This is a genomic window from Micromonospora lupini (assembly GCF_026342015.1).
GTDB classification, from domain to species: Bacteria; Actinomycetota; Actinomycetes; order Mycobacteriales; family Micromonosporaceae; genus Micromonospora; species Micromonospora lupini_B.
Genome location: NZ_JAPENL010000001.1, coordinates 3108882 through 3123423, shown reverse-complemented (window position 1 = coordinate 3123423; position 14542 = coordinate 3108882). Strand labels below are relative to the sequence as shown.

At 71.4% G+C, this 14542-nt stretch carries 15 protein-coding genes; 10 read left to right on the top strand and 5 right to left on the bottom strand.

The genetic code is table 11. The annotated features are described in order from the left end of the window. Window positions 1–203 precede the first annotated feature (203 nt). The 5 genes from OOJ91_RS14505 to OOJ91_RS14485 all read left to right on the top strand — a co-directional run bounded on the left by OOJ91_RS14505 (window position 204) and on the right by OOJ91_RS14485 (window position 4579). Window positions 204–488 carry a GlsB/YeaQ/YmgE family stress response membrane protein gene (locus OOJ91_RS14505; RefSeq protein WP_266245137.1) on the top strand — a complete coding sequence of 95 codons (285 nt, stop codon included), beginning with the start codon at window positions 204–206 and terminating at the stop codon, window positions 486–488. A gap of 224 nt (window positions 489–712) precedes the next feature. Then, complete coding sequence (locus OOJ91_RS14500; protein ID WP_266245135.1) at window positions 713–1999, top strand: sugar ABC transporter substrate-binding protein; 1287 nt, start codon at window positions 713–715, stop codon at window positions 1997–1999. Continuing rightward, window positions 1996–2982 carry a carbohydrate ABC transporter permease gene (locus tag OOJ91_RS14495; protein WP_266245134.1) on the top strand — a complete coding sequence of 329 codons (987 nt, stop codon included), beginning with the start codon at window positions 1996–1998 and terminating at the stop codon, window positions 2980–2982. Before OOJ91_RS14500 ends, OOJ91_RS14495 begins: the two co-directional genes overlap by 4 nt. Further along, a complete protein-coding gene (locus tag OOJ91_RS14490; RefSeq protein ID WP_266245133.1) occupies window positions 2979–3809 on the top strand; it encodes a carbohydrate ABC transporter permease in 831 nt (276 codons plus the stop codon). Before OOJ91_RS14495 ends, OOJ91_RS14490 begins: the two co-directional genes overlap by 4 nt. A gap of 128 nt (window positions 3810–3937) precedes the next feature. Beyond that, a complete protein-coding gene (locus OOJ91_RS14485; protein WP_266245132.1) occupies window positions 3938–4579 on the top strand; it encodes an MOSC domain-containing protein in 642 nt (213 codons plus the stop codon). Between the two features lie 96 nt (window positions 4580–4675). Here the strand turns inward: OOJ91_RS14485 and OOJ91_RS14480 are convergent, their stop codons facing one another. Both OOJ91_RS14480 and OOJ91_RS14475 read right to left on the bottom strand, forming a co-directional pair. Next, complete coding sequence (locus tag OOJ91_RS14480; protein ID WP_266245131.1) at window positions 4676–5578, bottom strand: phytanoyl-CoA dioxygenase family protein; 903 nt, start codon at window positions 5576–5578, stop codon at window positions 4676–4678. Between the two features lie 221 nt (window positions 5579–5799). After that, entirely contained in the window at window positions 5800–6654 is an 855-nt protein-coding gene (locus tag OOJ91_RS14475; protein WP_439117039.1) for a hypothetical protein, read from the bottom strand. Between the two features lie 274 nt (window positions 6655–6928). On the opposite strand from OOJ91_RS14475, the gene OOJ91_RS14470 reads away from it, so the two are divergent. After that, window positions 6929–7693 (top strand): SDR family NAD(P)-dependent oxidoreductase, encoded by a 765-nt coding sequence (locus OOJ91_RS14470; protein ID WP_266245128.1) that lies wholly within the window; start codon window positions 6929–6931, stop codon window positions 7691–7693. Between the two features lie 46 nt (window positions 7694–7739). Here the strand turns inward: OOJ91_RS14470 and OOJ91_RS14465 are convergent, their stop codons facing one another. Further along, entirely contained in the window at window positions 7740–8549 is an 810-nt protein-coding gene (locus tag OOJ91_RS14465; RefSeq protein ID WP_266245126.1) for an enoyl-CoA hydratase-related protein, read from the bottom strand. Between the two features lie 19 nt (window positions 8550–8568). Between OOJ91_RS14465 and hemW the strand changes: the two genes are divergently transcribed. Continuing rightward, a complete protein-coding gene (hemW, locus tag OOJ91_RS14460) occupies window positions 8569–9792 on the top strand; it encodes a radical SAM family heme chaperone HemW (RefSeq protein ID WP_266245398.1) in 1224 nt (407 codons plus the stop codon). A gap of 120 nt (window positions 9793–9912) precedes the next feature. Here hemW and OOJ91_RS14455 read toward each other — a convergent pair whose 3' ends face one another. Next, window positions 9913–10551, bottom strand: coding sequence for a DUF4870 domain-containing protein (locus OOJ91_RS14455; protein ID WP_266245123.1), 639 nt, complete (start codon window positions 10549–10551; stop codon window positions 9913–9915). Between the two features lie 226 nt (window positions 10552–10777). On the opposite strand from OOJ91_RS14455, the gene hrcA reads away from it, so the two are divergent. From hrcA to OOJ91_RS14440, 3 genes are all read left to right on the top strand, one after another. Continuing rightward, window positions 10778–11800, top strand: coding sequence for a heat-inducible transcriptional repressor HrcA (gene hrcA, locus OOJ91_RS14450; RefSeq protein ID WP_266245122.1), 1023 nt, complete (start codon window positions 10778–10780; stop codon window positions 11798–11800). Between the two features lie 73 nt (window positions 11801–11873). Then, window positions 11874–13019, top strand: a complete 1146-nt coding sequence (dnaJ, locus tag OOJ91_RS14445; RefSeq protein ID WP_193376646.1) for a molecular chaperone DnaJ — start codon at window positions 11874–11876, stop codon at window positions 13017–13019. A gap of 1 nt (window position 13020) precedes the next feature. After that, a complete protein-coding gene (locus OOJ91_RS14440; protein WP_266245121.1) occupies window positions 13021–13755 on the top strand; it encodes a 16S rRNA (uracil(1498)-N(3))-methyltransferase in 735 nt (244 codons plus the stop codon). 22 nt (window positions 13756–13777) lie between these two features. Here OOJ91_RS14440 and OOJ91_RS14435 read toward each other — a convergent pair whose 3' ends face one another. Next, window positions 13778–14539, bottom strand: coding sequence for an SDR family NAD(P)-dependent oxidoreductase (locus OOJ91_RS14435; RefSeq protein WP_266245120.1), 762 nt, complete (start codon window positions 14537–14539; stop codon window positions 13778–13780). Window positions 14540–14542 lie beyond the last annotated feature (3 nt).

The window sequence follows — 14542 nt, the reverse complement described above, 5'->3', positions numbered from 1 at the left end:
GGCTGGTGCCGCGCGCGCCCGCAGTGCGCTGGGTGCGCCTGCGCCGGGCCGGCCGGGGTTGGCCCGGTGGAAGCTGCCCATGTTGGCCAAGTCGTGATCGTCTCGGCCACGAAGTCGGTTTGGATTTTTGGTGGGTCGGGAACTTAGTCGCCACGACAGGAAGCACACATTGTGTGTCAGACATTCTTAGAAGGAGGGCGACCGTGGAGCTCACCGTGTGGGGCATCATCACTGCCATCGTTGTTGGTCTCATCGTCGGGGCGCTCGGCCGCCTGGTTGTCCCGGGTCGGCAGAACATGCCGATGTGGCTGCACCTGCTGATCGGCATCGGCGCGGCTCTGCTGGGTACGGTGCTGGCGCGGGCGATGGGTATCGCGACCGAGACGTCGGGTATCGACTGGACGGAGCTGCTGGTGCAGGTCGTGGTGGCCGCGATCGCGGTCGCGCTGGTGGCCGGCGTGGGTGGCCGCCGCCGCGTCACCCGGTAACAACCTGGCATCACCGCACCACGGAAAGAGCGCCCGACCACTGGTCGGGCGCTCTTTCCGTGGGCAGAGTGCCCGGATTCGGCCCGATACCAGGGCCGTTCGGGTCGGTTCCCTGCGGTACGGTCGCCACGCTTCGGCCCGCCCGCCCACTGTCGTAAAGGATTTCTTCGTACTAGGGTGCGGCGGAGAAGGTAAGTTCCAGGCGGCGCGAGGGGAGAAGTGGCGTGAACAGGTGGAAGCGGCTGGCCCCGGTCACCGCCGTAGTGGCCTCGGCCGCGATGGTGCTGACCGGTTGCGGCGGGTCCGACGACAAGGCGGCCGACGACAGCAAGCTCACGGTCTGGATGATGGGCGAGGGCGGCGACGCGCAGAACAAGTTCCTCGACGGCGTCGAGGCGGAGTTCCGCCAGAAGCACCCCGACACCGATGTGGTTGTGCAATACATCCCCTGGCTCGAGGCGCCCAAGAAGTTCCAGGCCGCGCTCGCCGGTGGTGAGGGACCGGACATCACCGAGCTGGGCAACACCGAGACCCAGGGTTGGGCCGCGCAGGAGGCGCTCGCCGACGTCAGTGGTCGGATGGGCGGCTGGGCGGACGGCAAGGACCTGCTGCCCGACCTCGTGCGCAACGCGCAGCTCGACGGCAAGCAGTACGGCGTCCCGTGGTACGCGGGTGTGCGGGCGATCTACTACCGCACCGACTGGTTCGCCGAGGCGGGCGTGCAGCCGCCGAAGACCTGGGACGACCTGGTCACCGTGGCCAAGGCCGTGCAGGCGAAGAAGAAGGGCACCTACGGCATCGCGCTGCCGGGCAACTCCGAGCTGCCCTTCTACTCCTTCCTCTGGGGCGCCGGCGCGGAGATCGCGACCAACCAGGGTGGCGCCTGGAAGTCCGGCTACACGACGCCGGAGGCGCAGCGGGCCGTCAAGTACTGGACCGACCTCGTGACCGTCCACAAGGTGGCCCCGCCGGCCGCCGCCGGCTGGAACGAGATCGACGCGCGCACCCAGTTCGCCACCGGCAAGGCCGCCATGGCGTTCGCCGGTAGCTGGCAGCAGGCAGCCATCAAGAAGGACAACCCCGAGATCGAGAAGGTCTGGGGTACGTTCCCGATCCCCGGCCCGGACGGCAAGGCGGCGCCCGGGTTCGCCGGTGGTTCGGACGTGGCGATCTGGAAGGACAGCGAGCGTCAGGACCTGGCGTGGGACTACCTGACCGTGCTGCTGAACAAGAAGAACGCGCAGAGCTTCGCGAGCAGCCTCGGCTTCTTCCCGGTCTACAAGGACCTGGTCGCCGGCGACACGTACGCCAACGACAAGGTGATGGCGGCGTTCGCCACCACCATGCAGAACACCAAGCTCACGCCGCTCACCCCGAAGTGGGTGGAGGTCAGCCGCACGAAGACGGTGACCCAGGCGATGAACAGCTCGGTCATGAAGGGTCAGAAGACGGTCGAGAAGGCTACCGCCGACGCGGCCGGTGAGATGGAAGGCATTTTGAACAGCAAGTGAGCTCACAGACAAAAAGCCCGGAGACGGCCGCCGCGCGGGAGAACCCCGCGCGGCGGCGTCGCCGGGTGGACCGCCTGCCCTACCTGCTGCTCCTGCCCGCCCTGGTGATCATCGGGGTGCTGCTGCTCTGGCCGCTCGGCCAGGTGGTGGCGATGTCCTTCTACCGCCTCAACAGCGTCCGGCAGTTGCGCGGCGACCGGGAGTGGCCGTGGGTGGGGCTCGGCAACTACACAGACATCCTCTCCGACCCGTTCTTCCTGACGGTGCTGCGCAACACGGTGCTGTTCGCCGCGGCCAACGTGCTGCTCACGATGGTGCTCGGCACCCTGGTCGGGCTGCTGCTCAACCGGCTCGGCCGCAAGATGGCCACCTTCGTCGCCAGTTGCGTGATGCTTGCCTGGGCCACCCCGGCGCTGACCGGCACGATCGTCTGGAAGTGGATCTTCGATGACACGAGCGGCCTGGTCACCTGGCTGTTCAACGCGCTGCCCGACGGTCTGTCCAACGGCCTCTTCGGTCGCAGCGACTGGACCGGCTATGGCTGGTTCAACTCGCCGCTGCTCTTCTTCGCCATCCTGACCCTGGTGGTCGTGTGGCACTCGTTCCCGTTCATCGCGGTGAGCGTGCTCGCCGGCCTGAAGAGCGTGCCGAGCGAGTTGCACGAGGCGGCCCGGGTGGACGGCGCGAGCCCATGGCGGGTCTTCTGGAAGATCACGTTCCCGCTGTTGCGCCCGGTCTTCGGGATCCTGATCGTGCTCTCCACCATCTGGGACTTCAAGGTCTTCACCCAGCAGTTCGTCCTGGCCGGCGGCACCCAGGACCGGCCGACGTTCATGCTCTCCATCTACTCGTACGCCGAAGCCTTCTCTCCGCCGCCGAAGTACGGCCTCGGCGCTGCCATCGCGGTGATCCTCACGCTGATCCTGCTCGTGGTGACCGGCTTCTACGTACGGATGGTGCTCAGGCAGGAGGACGAGTCGTGAAGAAGGTGGCCCTCAACGCCGCCGGGCTGCTTGTCGCGCTCTTCGCGGCGTTCCCGGTCTACTGGATGATCTCGACCTCGCTGAAGCCGAGCAACGAGATCTTCTCGTCCACCCCGCAGCCGGTGCCGACCCACCCGACGCTTGCGCACTACCGGGAGATCCTGACCGGCAACCTGATCCCCGGCGTGAGCTTCTTCGACTTCTTCGTCAACAGCGCGATCGTCGCGGTGTCGACCGTGGTGCTCAGCGGCCTGGTCGCGCTGCTCGCCGCGACGGCGGTGGCCCGGTTCCGCTTCAAGCTGCGGACCAGCTTCCTGATCATGCTGCTCGTGGTGCAGATGATCCCGCTGGAGGCGTTGGTCATCCCGCTGTTCCTGATGATCCAGCGGCTCGGGCTCTACAACACCCTGCCCAGCCTGATCCTCACGTACCTCGGCTTCTCGCTGCCGTTCGCGGTCTGGATGCTGCGCGGGTTCGTCGCCGCCGTGCCCAAGGAGCTGGAGGAGGCGGCGGCCATCGACGGCGCGAGCCGGGCCCAGACATTCCGTCGGGTGCTGTTCCCGCTTGTCGCGCCCGGCCTGGTCGCCACAAGCATCTTCTCCTTCATCACCGCGTGGAACGAGCTGATCTTCGCGTTGACGTTCGTCAACGACCAGAGTCGCTACACGCTGCCGGTGGCGATGACGTTCTTCTTCGGGCGCGACGACACCAACTGGGGGCCGGTCATGGCCGCCTCCACCCTGTTCACCCTGCCGGTCATCATCTTCTTCCTGCTGGTGCAGCGGCGGATGGTCTCCGGCCTGGTAGCCGGCGCCGTCAAGGGCTGACAGGTCGGCCACGACGCCCCGGGGGCCAGCGATCGGGGTCGTGTCCGCCAGCCGCTCCATCCGGACCAGCCGCGCTGGCGCATCATCTCTCGAAGTCCCCTACCGCGAATTCACCTAGGCTGTGCGTCATGACGGGCAGGGTGGCAGCGGTGAACATCGGCGTCGTGACCGAGGCGGCGTGGGCTGGCGACGCGAGCGGTCGCAGCGGCATCGACAAGCGACCTGTCGACGGGCCCGTGTCGGTGCTCACCGAGGGCCTGGCCGGTGACTTCATCGGTGAGCGGGCCGTGCACGGCGGGCCGGACATGGCCGTCTACGCGTACGCCGAGGAGGACGCCGCGTGGTGGTCGGCCGAGATCGGCCGGTCCATCCGCTCGGGCGGCTTCGGGGAGAACCTGACCACCTACGCCATCGACCTGACCGGCGCGGTCATCGGCGAGCAGTGGGCGGTGGGTACGGCGGTGCTCCAGGTGACGATGCCCCGTACCCCCTGCACGACGTTCGCGGGTTTCTGGGGAGTGCCCGACCTGATCCGGCGCTTCACCGTGCGGGCCAGCCCGGGGGCTTACCTGCGGGTGCTGCGCGAGGGTGAGGTGGGCGCCGGCGACCCGGTCGAGGTGGTGGACCGGCCCGCCCACGGGGTGACCATCGGTGAGGTGTTCCGGGCGACCAGCCTGGAGCCGGAGCTGCTGCCCCGCCTGCTCGACGCGGACGACCTGCCCGAGCCGATCCGGGAGAAGGTCCGCCGCCGTCTCACCTTCCGCGGCTGACGGCGTCGCCGCGACGCGGCAGCGGGTGGCCCGGAAGCGGATACGAGAACGGCCCCCTGCCACAGTTGGCAGGGAGCCGTCCTCAGACGCCGGTGATCAGCGCAGCCAGGGAACGTTGCGGTCCAGCAGACCGCGCTCCTTGAGCTCCTTGCGCAGCGGGATCTCGTCGTCGACGTACCCGTCCCAGTTGATGCCCCAGTAGTTGGCGGTGTGGGTGCCCTCACCGATCAGCTGGCGCTGCACTGGCGTGCGGTTGCGGTACCACTCGCCGTCCAGGTCCGGGTGCAGCTCGTCGAGCGGGCGGATCCATCGGTAGGTGTAGCCGACGAAGAGCATCTTGCGGGTGATGGTCGACAGGTTCGTCGAGCGGGAGTGCCACTGCCGACGGTCGAAGATGAACGCGTCGCCCGGGTTCGCGGTGATCTCCACCGTGCCCTCCGGGTCGGGGTTCTGCACGGTGAGGTCCGCCGGCCGCGGCAGCGAGTTCTTCAGGTGGCTGCCCGGGATGACCTTGGTGGCGCCGCGGCCGGTCTCCGACAGGTCGGAGAGCACGTACGCGACCTTCAGCGAGAACATCGGCCGGGGCAGGTTCGGGTCCATCGTCTCCGGGTCGGAGTTCTGGCGGTACCCGTCCTGGTGCCAGCCCCAGTACGGTTTCTCCGGCTCGGCGGCCGGTGGGGTGACGTCCAGGTGGTTGTGGTGGGTGTAGATGTTCCAGCCGGCCAGCCCCCACATGTACGGGAAGGCGATCGGGTGGGTGAGCAGCTCGCCGAACAGCTCGTCGCGCTCCAGGAAGCCCAGCAGGTGCAGCGTGCCGTCCTTCTTGGTGTTGCCCTTGGCCTGCTCCTCCGCGTAGACGCGGTCGACAGCCGCCTCCAGCGCCGCCCGGTGGTCCTCCGTCAGGACGTTGCGCAGCAGGAGGAAGCCCTGCTCGTGAAACTCCTTGCGGTCAGTGTCGCTGATCGGTTCGTAGCCGGTCCGGTCGCCGTAATCGAACACCGCGTCGTACCCCTCCCCATGAGGTGAAACCATTTCTGGCACAGGCCGCCGATCGTAACGCGACTGTCCAGGCATCGGGGAGGGCGTGCGACGCGGGCGGGCCTCGGCCAGACCGCATGCAGCGGTACTGCTGCGCACAGTGACATGTGTGGGGTGAATTGGGCGTCCTGTGGTGCGGTGCCCGATTGTGCGGTGACTGCCGGTTAAGAGATCCGGGTCGCTCAGCCCTCGGCGAAGACCTCGGCCACCACCTGGCCCGCAGGGCCCTGCTCGCCGGTGACCCGGCCCCAGGTGCCGTTGCGGGCGGTCCACTCCAGGTCGCCGAAGCGGACCCGTTTCACCCCGTGGTCCTGGGCGTGCGAGACCAGCCAGTGCGCGTACCGCCAGCCGTCACGTTTGTCGCCCGCCGTCACCGCCAGCCCGGTCTGGCTGGCCGGGTCGGCGCTCGACACGCCCCAGTCCAGCACCAGGTTGCGGGTCAGCTCGGCGGCCGCCGCCGCGCCGTGCATCACAGGCGTACGCCCCACCGTGCACGCCACCGCGCCGGTGACGTCGCCGAGCAGGGCCCTGGTGAGCACCTCGGAGTCGTCGGCCCACTTCTGGTACGCCTCGGGGAACGCCGAGCGCTGCACCCGCTGGGCGGCGTCGGTGACCCGCATCTTCTCCCAGCCGCGCACCTTCTTGAGCGCCTTGTAGAACCGGGTGGCCGCGTAGCGGGGGTCGCGGATCTGCTTCGACGTGCCCCAGCCCTGACTCGGGCGCTGCTGGAACAGGCCGACCGAGTCCCGGTCGCCGTCGGCGAGGTTGCGCAGCCCCGACTCCTGGTACGCGGTGGCCAGCGCGATCACCACGGCCCGCTCCGGCATCCCGCGCTGGGCGCCGATCGCCGCGATGGTCGCCGCGTTGGCCATCTGCTCGACGTCCAGCGCGACCTGGCCGTCGGCCTGGACCGTGCAGGTCCGTCCGGCCAGCGGGAGGCGCAGTTCACTTCCGACCTGCCGGACGACGAGCCAGATCGCGATCACGGCGACGAGGATGAGCACCACTCCACCCGCCACGGCTGCCCGAGTTCGCACCCACACCCCCTGAACGACAGTTCGACAAGCGTACGTCCCCGGTGGCGTCGTCCGGGTCGTCCGAGCGGTTCGGGGTCCGCGCTGCCGGCGCGTACCGATCGGGACGTTCCCGCTGCGGCGAGGAACTCACCTGGCGGGCGGGCCGGACTCCGGCCTGTCTCCCAGGTCACCGGAACCCTGGCGTCGGGAAGCGATCGACAGGTCAGGGACTTGAGCGATTGACACGTCAACTGCGGGACCGGAAACGGATCCCGACCAGGCAAGGAGGAGTTCGATGGGAACGCTTGACGGCAAGGTCGTAGTCATCACCGGCACCGGCGGCGGTCTGGGCCGCGTCGCGGCGCTCACCTTCGCCCGCGAGGGCGCGAAGGTCGTCGGAGCCGACATCCAGATCGACGGCAACAACGAGACTGTCGACCTCGTCCGGGCGGCCGGCGGGGAGATGACGAGCATCGCGCCCGTCGACCTGACCGACCCGGAACAGGCCCGGAAGCTGGTCGAGGACGCCGCGACCGTCTACGGGGGGCTCGACGTGGTCTACAACAACGCTGCCGCGCTGCGCTTCGGCCCGATGCCGGACTTCTCGGTGGAGGACTGGCGCTACACCATCACCGGGGAACTCGACATTCCCTACTTCGTGTCGAAGTTCGCCTGGCCGCACCTGGTCCGGCGCGGTGGCGGCGTCATCATCAACGCCGCCTCGATGGCCGGCATGATCGCGGGCCAGGTCCCCCCGATGGTGGGCCACACCGCCGCGAACGCCGGCGTCATCGGTCTGACGCGGCAGCTCGCGCTCGAAGGCGCACCCCACGGCATCCGCGCCGTGGCCGTCAGCCCCGGCCCGATCCTCACCCCGGCAAGTGAGCGGGACCTCGGCGACAACCAGGCGGCCCGGGACGCCATCACGGCGAAGACGCTCCTCAAGCGCTTCGCCCGACCGGAGGAGGTCGCCGAGCTGGTGGTCTTCCTCGCGTCCGACCGGGCGTCGTACATCACCGGGGCGAACTACCCCGTCGACGGCGGCGCGACCGCCTGGTGACCCGACCGGATCACGCGGGGTAGGACCGACGCGAACGCCACCTGTCCTACCCCGCGTGATCGCCGTGATCCGCGTCCAGAGCGGCCACCCATCGCGTCAATCGCTTCTCCCGGAACGCGGTGACCCCCTCGCGCCCCTCGTCGGAGAGGAAGTAGCCGGTCGAGAGGGCGGACAGCCGGGTCAGGTCTCCCCGCAGCTCGGCGGTACCCGGTCGGCGCAGCAGCTCCTTCGCGCCGGCCAGCGCGCCGGGCGCACCGCGCACAAGCGAGTCGCAGTAGCGCCGGACCGCGTCGTCCAGCGCGTCCGCCGGCACGCTTGCGGTGACCAGGCCGATCTCGGCCGCCCGTCGGCCGTCGAAGGTGTCGCCGGTCAGGTACAGCTCGGCGGCGGCGCGCGGGTGCAGCCGGGGCAGCACGGTCGCGGAGATCACCGCCGGGATCACCCCGATCCGCACCTCGGTGAACGCGAAGGTCGCCTCGTCGGCGCAGACCGCCAGGTCGGCGGCCGCGATCAGGCCCAGCCCGCCGGCCCGCGCCGGCCCGGCGACCCGCGCGAGCACCGGCTTCGGGCACTCCCAGAGCGCCGCGAGGACGTCGCCAAGCATCCCGGCCGGCACCGTTCCGCTCGCGTACGCAGCGGCGGTCTCCTTCAGGTCCGCGCCCGCGCAGAAGACCGGGCCCGTGTGGTCCAGCACGATCACCCGGATCGCGTCGTCGGCCACCGCGGCGGCCAGCCCGGCCAGCAACTGGGTCATCAGGGCGGTGGAGAGCGCATTGCGGTTGTGCGGGCTGTCCAGGGTGAGGGTGGTCACCCCACGGGCCGTGGCGACCCGCACGAGGACGTCGGGAGAGGTCATGCCGGGCACACTAGTGGCCATGCCCGGCGTCCTTCCAGATGGTGAGACCGTCCCCGTCGACGGATCGCTGCCCGTCACCGCCACCTCGGCGGTCGGCGCGCGCGGCTTCGGCGTGTACGTCCACGTGCCGTTCTGCGCCAGCCGCTGCGGCTACTGCGACTTCAACACCTACACGGCCGCCGAGCTGGGCGGGGGCGCCAGCCGCGAGGCGTACGCCGACACCGTGCTTGCCGAGCTGGCGCTCGCCGCCCGGGTGCTCGGCGACAACCCGCCGCCCCGGGTCGACACGGTCTTCGTCGGCGGCGGCACTCCCACCCTGCTCCCCGCCGACGACCTGGCCCGCATCCTCGACGGCATCGATCGCACCTGGGGGCTCGCCGCCGACGCCGAGGTGACGACCGAGGCCAACCCGGAGTCGGTCACGCCGGAGTCGTTGCGGCGGCTGCGGGCGGCCGGCTACACCCGGATCTCGCTGGGCATGCAGTCCGCCGCACCGGGCGTGCTGGCGATCCTGGACCGCAAACACAGCGCCGGTCGGGCCACCGCCGCCGCCCTGGAGGCACGCGACGCCGGGTTCGAGCACGTCAACCTGGACCTGATCTACGGCACGCCTGGGGAGCGGGCCGAGGACTTCGCCGCCACGCTGGAGCAGGTGGTCGCCGCCGGGGTGGACCACGTCAGCGCGTACGCCCTGATTGTCGAGGACGGCACCCGGCTCGCCGCGCGGATGAAGCGCGGCGAGCTGGCGTACCCCAGTGACGACGTCGCCGCGGACCGCTACCTGGCCGCGGAGGCCGCCCTCGACGCGGCCGGCCTGTCCTGGTACGAGGTGTCCAACTGGGCGCGCACCGACGCGGCCCGGTGCCGGCACAATCTGCTCTACTGGACCGGCGCGGACTGGTGGGGGCTCGGCCCGGGGGCGCACAGCCACGTCGGCGGGGTGCGCTGGTGGAACGTCAAGCACCCCACGACGTACGCCCAGCGGTTGGCCTCCGGAGCGTCACCCGGCCTGGCCCGCGAGGTGCTGACCGTCGACGAGGCGCACATGGAGGACGTGATGCTGCGGCTGCGGCTCGCCAGCGGGCTGCCGCTGGCGGTGCTCGACGCGGCCGGCCGGGCCGGCGCCGAGCGGGCACTGGCCAACGGCCTGCTGGCCGCCGGGGACTACGCCGCCGGCCGGGCGGTGCTCACCCTGCGCGGGCGACTGCTCGCCGACGCGGTCGTCCGCGACCTGCTGCCCTGACCCCCGCGTGCCGCCCCGGCCGCCCGGACCCCGCGTGCCGCCCCGGCCGCCCGGACCCGGCGTGCCGCCCGGGCGGCGATGGTGGTGCGCCGGACCGGCCGGGGGAGCGGCCGGCCCGGATCACTTGACGAGGTTGGCCGAGAGCGGGTAGCGGTAGAGGCTGCCCTCGTTGGCCTTGATGCCGGCGATGATGCCGAACACGGCACCGAGGATGATGGCCGCCCCGACGCCGATGAAGCCGATCAGGATGCACGAGAGCACCCAGCCGACCAGGCCGACGATCGACCAGATGAGCTGGAAGTTGAGCGCGGCGACGGCGTGTGACCGGACCGTCGGGGACTGGTTGCCCCGGGCCAGCAGCGCCACCAGCGGAGCGATCCAGCCGAGTACGCCCCCACTGATGATCATCCCAGCCGCGCCACCGAAGTGCGCGACAAGCGCCCAGGTCTTGTCCTCGTTGTTGGCGTAACCGCCACCGGGACCGCCGAACGCGCCCCCGGTCGGATAACCGCCAGTCGGGCCGCCCGGCGGGTAACCGCCAGGCGGCGGATAGTCACCCGGCGGAGGGTAGCCGCCCGACGGCGGTTGGTCACCGGTGGGCGGCGGATAGCCACCGGCCGGGGGATAGCCGCCCGGGCCGGGTGCCCCGGACAGTGGTGCGGTGGGCGGCTCGGCCGCGGAGGACGAGCCCGGGGGAGTCGGCTCCGGCGGGTAACTGCCGGGGTCTCCCGCGCCGGGAGGGCGAGGTGGTTCAGTCATGACTGTCACGGTAGGTGCCGGCGGCAACGTCGCACCAGAGCGACACCGCCCGGCCCCGCGGGCCGATCGGCTCGCATGGGGTGGCGCGGACCGCACCGACGGGCTGTCGTTGATCATCGCGTCGGCGGGGGCGCCGACGTAGACTGGCACTCGTTACAGTCGAGTGCCAGGACGGCCGTCGGCCCCGCGCGGGCCTGCGGCCGACGTGCGACAGGAGGTGCGGAGGATGGGTCTGGACGACCGCAAGCTCGCCGTGCTCCGCGCCATCGTCGAGGACTACGTCTCCACCCAGGAGCCGGTCGGCAGCAAGGCCCTGGTCGAGCGGCACCAGCTCGGGGTCTCCCCGGCCACGGTCCGCAACGACATGGCTGTGCTGGAGGAGGAGGGCTACATCCGGCAGCCGCACACAAGTGCCGGCCGGGTGCCCACCGACCGCGGCTACCGCCTCTTCGTCGACAGGCTGTCCCGGGTCAAGCCGCTCAGCCCTGCCGAACGCCGGGCCATCGAGCGCTTCCTCGTCGGCGCGGTCGACCTCGACGACGTGGTGCACCGCACCGTACGCCTGCTCGCCCAGCTCACCCGGCAGGTGGCAGTCGTGCAGTACCCGTCGCTGGCCCGCTCCTCGGTGCGGCACCTGGAGCTGGTGCCGATCTCCACCACCCGGCTGATGCTCGTCATGATCGCCGACACCGGGCGGGTGGAGCAGCGGCTGGTGGAGCTGCCCGGGCCGGTCCCCGCCGACGACGTCACCGACCTGCGCCGGCTCGTCAACGAGAAGCTCGCCGGCGCCCGGCTGTCGGACACTCCGCCGCTGGTGCAGGCGCTTGTCGAGGAGGCGCCGCCCAAGCTGCGTCCGGCGATGACCACCCTCGCCACGGTCCTGCTGGAGACGCTCGTCGAGCGGCACGAGGAACGCATCGCCCTGGCCGGCACCGCCAACCTCACCCGGGGTGGCCTGCTCGACTTCCAGGGCTCGCTGCGGCCGATCCTTGAGGCCCTGGAGGAGGAGGTCGTGCTCCTCAAGCTCATCGGCGAGACCGAGCCCAGCACGACCCGGGTGTTGATCGGCGACGAGAACGAGTTCGACAACCTGCGCGCCGCCTCGGTGGTCAGCACCGGGTACGGCCCGGGGGCCACCATCGTGGGTGGCCTCGGCGTGTTGGGGCCCACCCGGATGGACTACCCCGGCAATATCGCCACGGTGCGCGCCGTGGCACGCTACGTGGGCGAGCTGCTGGCCCAGAACTGACCAGTCAGGGCCGACGGCCGGCTGCGGCCGCCGGTCGGCGTAACGCGAGACGAACATGAGGACACGGAACGCAGTGGCCAGGGACTACTACGGCATCCTCGGTGTCAGCCGGGAAGCCTCCGATGACGAGATCAAGCGCGCCTACCGCAAGCTGGCGCGCCAGTTCCACCCGGACGTCAATCCGGACCCGGAGGCTCAGGAGAAGTTCAAGGACATCAACGCCGCGTACGAGGTCCTCTCGGACGACCGGAAGCGGCAGATCGTCGACCTGGGTGGCGACCCGCTCGCCCCGGGAGGCGGCGGCGCCGGCGGCCCGGGTGGCCCCGGCGGGGCCGGCCCGTTCGTCGGTTTTCAGGACATCATGGACGCGTTCTTCGGCGGCGCCGGAGGTGGCGCCCGTGGCCCACGTCCGCGGACCCGCCCGGGCGCCGACGCGATCCTGCGACTCGAACTCGACCTGCACGAGACGGCGTTCGGCGTCGAGGCCCCGATCACCGTGGACACCGCCGTGCTCTGCACCACCTGCTCGGGCGCCGGCACGGCCGCCGGCACCCACCTGGCCACCTGCGAGGCGTGCGGTGGTCGGGGCGAGGTGCAGTCGGTGCAGCGCACCTTCCTCGGCCAGGTGGTCTCCGCCCGGCCGTGCACCGTCTGCCAGGGCTACGGCACCACCATCCCGCACCCCTGCCCCACCTGCGCCGGCGACGGCCGGGTACGCACCCGCCGCTCGCTCACCGTCAAGATCCCGGCCGGTGTCGAGGACGGCATGCGGATCCGGCTGGCCCAGCAGGGCGAGGTCGGCCCGGGCGGCGGCACCGCCGGCGACCTCTACGTGGAGATCCACGAGCGGCCGCACGACGTCTACTCCCGCAAGGGCGACGACCTGCACTGCCGCGTCACCGTGCCGATGACTGCCGCCGCGCTGGGCACCCGGCTCACCATCAAGACGCTTGACAGCGAGGAGACCGTCGACGTCAAGGCCGGCACCCAACCGGCCAGCACGCTGCGGCTGCGCGCCCGGGGTGTACCGCACCTGCGCGGCACCGGCCGGGGCGACCTCTACGTGCACCTCGACGTCCGGACGCCCACCAAGCTCGACCCCGACCAGGAGAAGATGCTGCGCGACTTCGCCAAAACCCGGGGCGAGGAGGTCGCCGAGCTGACCAAGCAGGGCGGCTTCTTCTCCCGGATGCGCGACGCGTTCAACGGCCACGCCTGAGGTGTCGGCGCCGCTCTTCCTGGTCGACGCGCTGCCCACCGGTGACGCGTTGACCCTGGACGGCCCCGAGGGCCACCACGCCGCGACCGTGCAGCGGCTGCGCGTCGGCGAGGAGTTGCTGCTCGCCGACGGCCGGGGTGGCACGGCCGCCGCCGTGGTCACCGCCGTCGGCAAGGGCAGCCTGGACGTCACCGTCACCTCCCGGGGGTACGCGGACGCGCCCGTACCCCGGATCGTCACCGTGCAGGGCATCGCCAAGGGCGACCGGGGCGAGTTGGCCGTGCAGGCGATGACCGAGGTCGGGGTGGACGAGATCGTGCCCTGGGCGGCGTCGCGCTCGGTGGCCCAGTGGCGCGGCGACCGGGGCGTACGGGCCCGGGAGAAGTGGGTCGCCACCGCCCGCGAGGCGGCGAAGCAGGCCCGCCGGCCCTGGCTACCGGTGGTGGCCGGTGCGCCGGACGAGTCCACCGCGACTGTCGCCCGCCGCATCGCCGGCGCCGCCGCCGGGTTCGTCCTGCACGAGGAGGCCGAGGAGCGGCTGACCACCGCCGAGCTGCCGTCCGCCGGTGAGATCGTCCTGGTCGTCGGCCCGGAGGGCGGCATCGCCCCGGCCGAGCTGACCGCGTTCCGCGAGGCCGGTGGCCGGCCGGTGCGACTCGGCCCGGCGGTGCTGCGCACCTCCACCGCCGGAGTGGCCGCGCTCAGCGTGCTCGCCACCCGACTGGGCCGCTGGTAGCCGATCTTGTCGGAGCGGCCGGTCAGCTGCGCAGGTAGGAGGCGCCGTTGAGGTCGACGATGGTGCCGGAGGCCCACTCCGCCTGCGGCGAGGCCAGCCAGTGCACGGCCGCGGCGATCTCCTCCGGCCGGGCCACCCGGTCGAACGGGCTCTGCGCCCGGATCGCCGCGCCCTGCTCGCCGCGCAGGTGCTCGGTCGTCATGTCGGTCGCCACGAAGCCCGGCGCGACGGTGGCAACCGTGATGCCGTACGGCGCGAGCGCCACGGCGAGAGACTGCCCCAACGCGTTCAGTCCCGCCTTGCTGGCGCCGTACGCCGGCTGGTCCGGCTCCCCCCGGAAAGCGCCCCGGGACGACACGTTGACGATCCGGCCGCCACGTTCGCGCAGGTGCTGGGCGGCGCACCAGATGACGTTGCCGGCCCCGGTCAGGTTTGTCTCCACCGCCTGACGCCAGCGCCGCTGCCACTGCTCGTACGAGGTGCCGAAGACCGGGTGCGGGGCGTCCCGGTCGCCGTACACCCCGGCGTTGTTGACGAGCACGTCGAGCCCGCCGAGCAGTTCGGCGGCCCGGTCGACCATGGCCCGGACCGCGTCCGGGTCGGTGAGGTCGGCGCGGACCACGACGTGCCCCGAGCCGGGCAGCCGCGCGCGCAGCTCCTCGGCCGCGTCGGCGGAGTCGCGGTGGTGGATGGCCACCCGGTCGCCGCCGGCGGCGAACGCCTCCACCACCGCCCGGCCGATGCCGCGCGAGGAACCGGTCACCAGTACCGCCCGATCCGTCATGCC

Coding starts and splice junctions, on each gene's coding strand:
- OOJ91_RS14470 (WP_266245128.1), top strand. CDS start 6,929: ATGGGAACGCTTGACGGCAAGGTCGTAGTCATCACCGGCACCGGCGGC.
- OOJ91_RS14455 (WP_266245123.1), bottom strand. CDS start 10,551: ATGACTGAACCACCTCGCCCTCCCGGCGCGGGAGACCCCGGCAGTTAC.
- OOJ91_RS14435 (WP_266245120.1), bottom strand. CDS start 14,539: ATGACGGATCGGGCGGTACTGGTGACCGGTTCCTCGCGCGGCATCGGC.
- OOJ91_RS14465 (WP_266245126.1), bottom strand. CDS start 8,549: ATGACCTCTCCCGACGTCCTCGTGCGGGTCGCCACGGCCCGTGGGGTG.
- OOJ91_RS14485 (WP_266245132.1), top strand. CDS start 3,938: ATGACGGGCAGGGTGGCAGCGGTGAACATCGGCGTCGTGACCGAGGCG.
- hrcA (WP_266245122.1), top strand. CDS start 10,778: ATGGGTCTGGACGACCGCAAGCTCGCCGTGCTCCGCGCCATCGTCGAG.
- hemW (WP_266245398.1), top strand. CDS start 8,569: ATGCCCGGCGTCCTTCCAGATGGTGAGACCGTCCCCGTCGACGGATCG.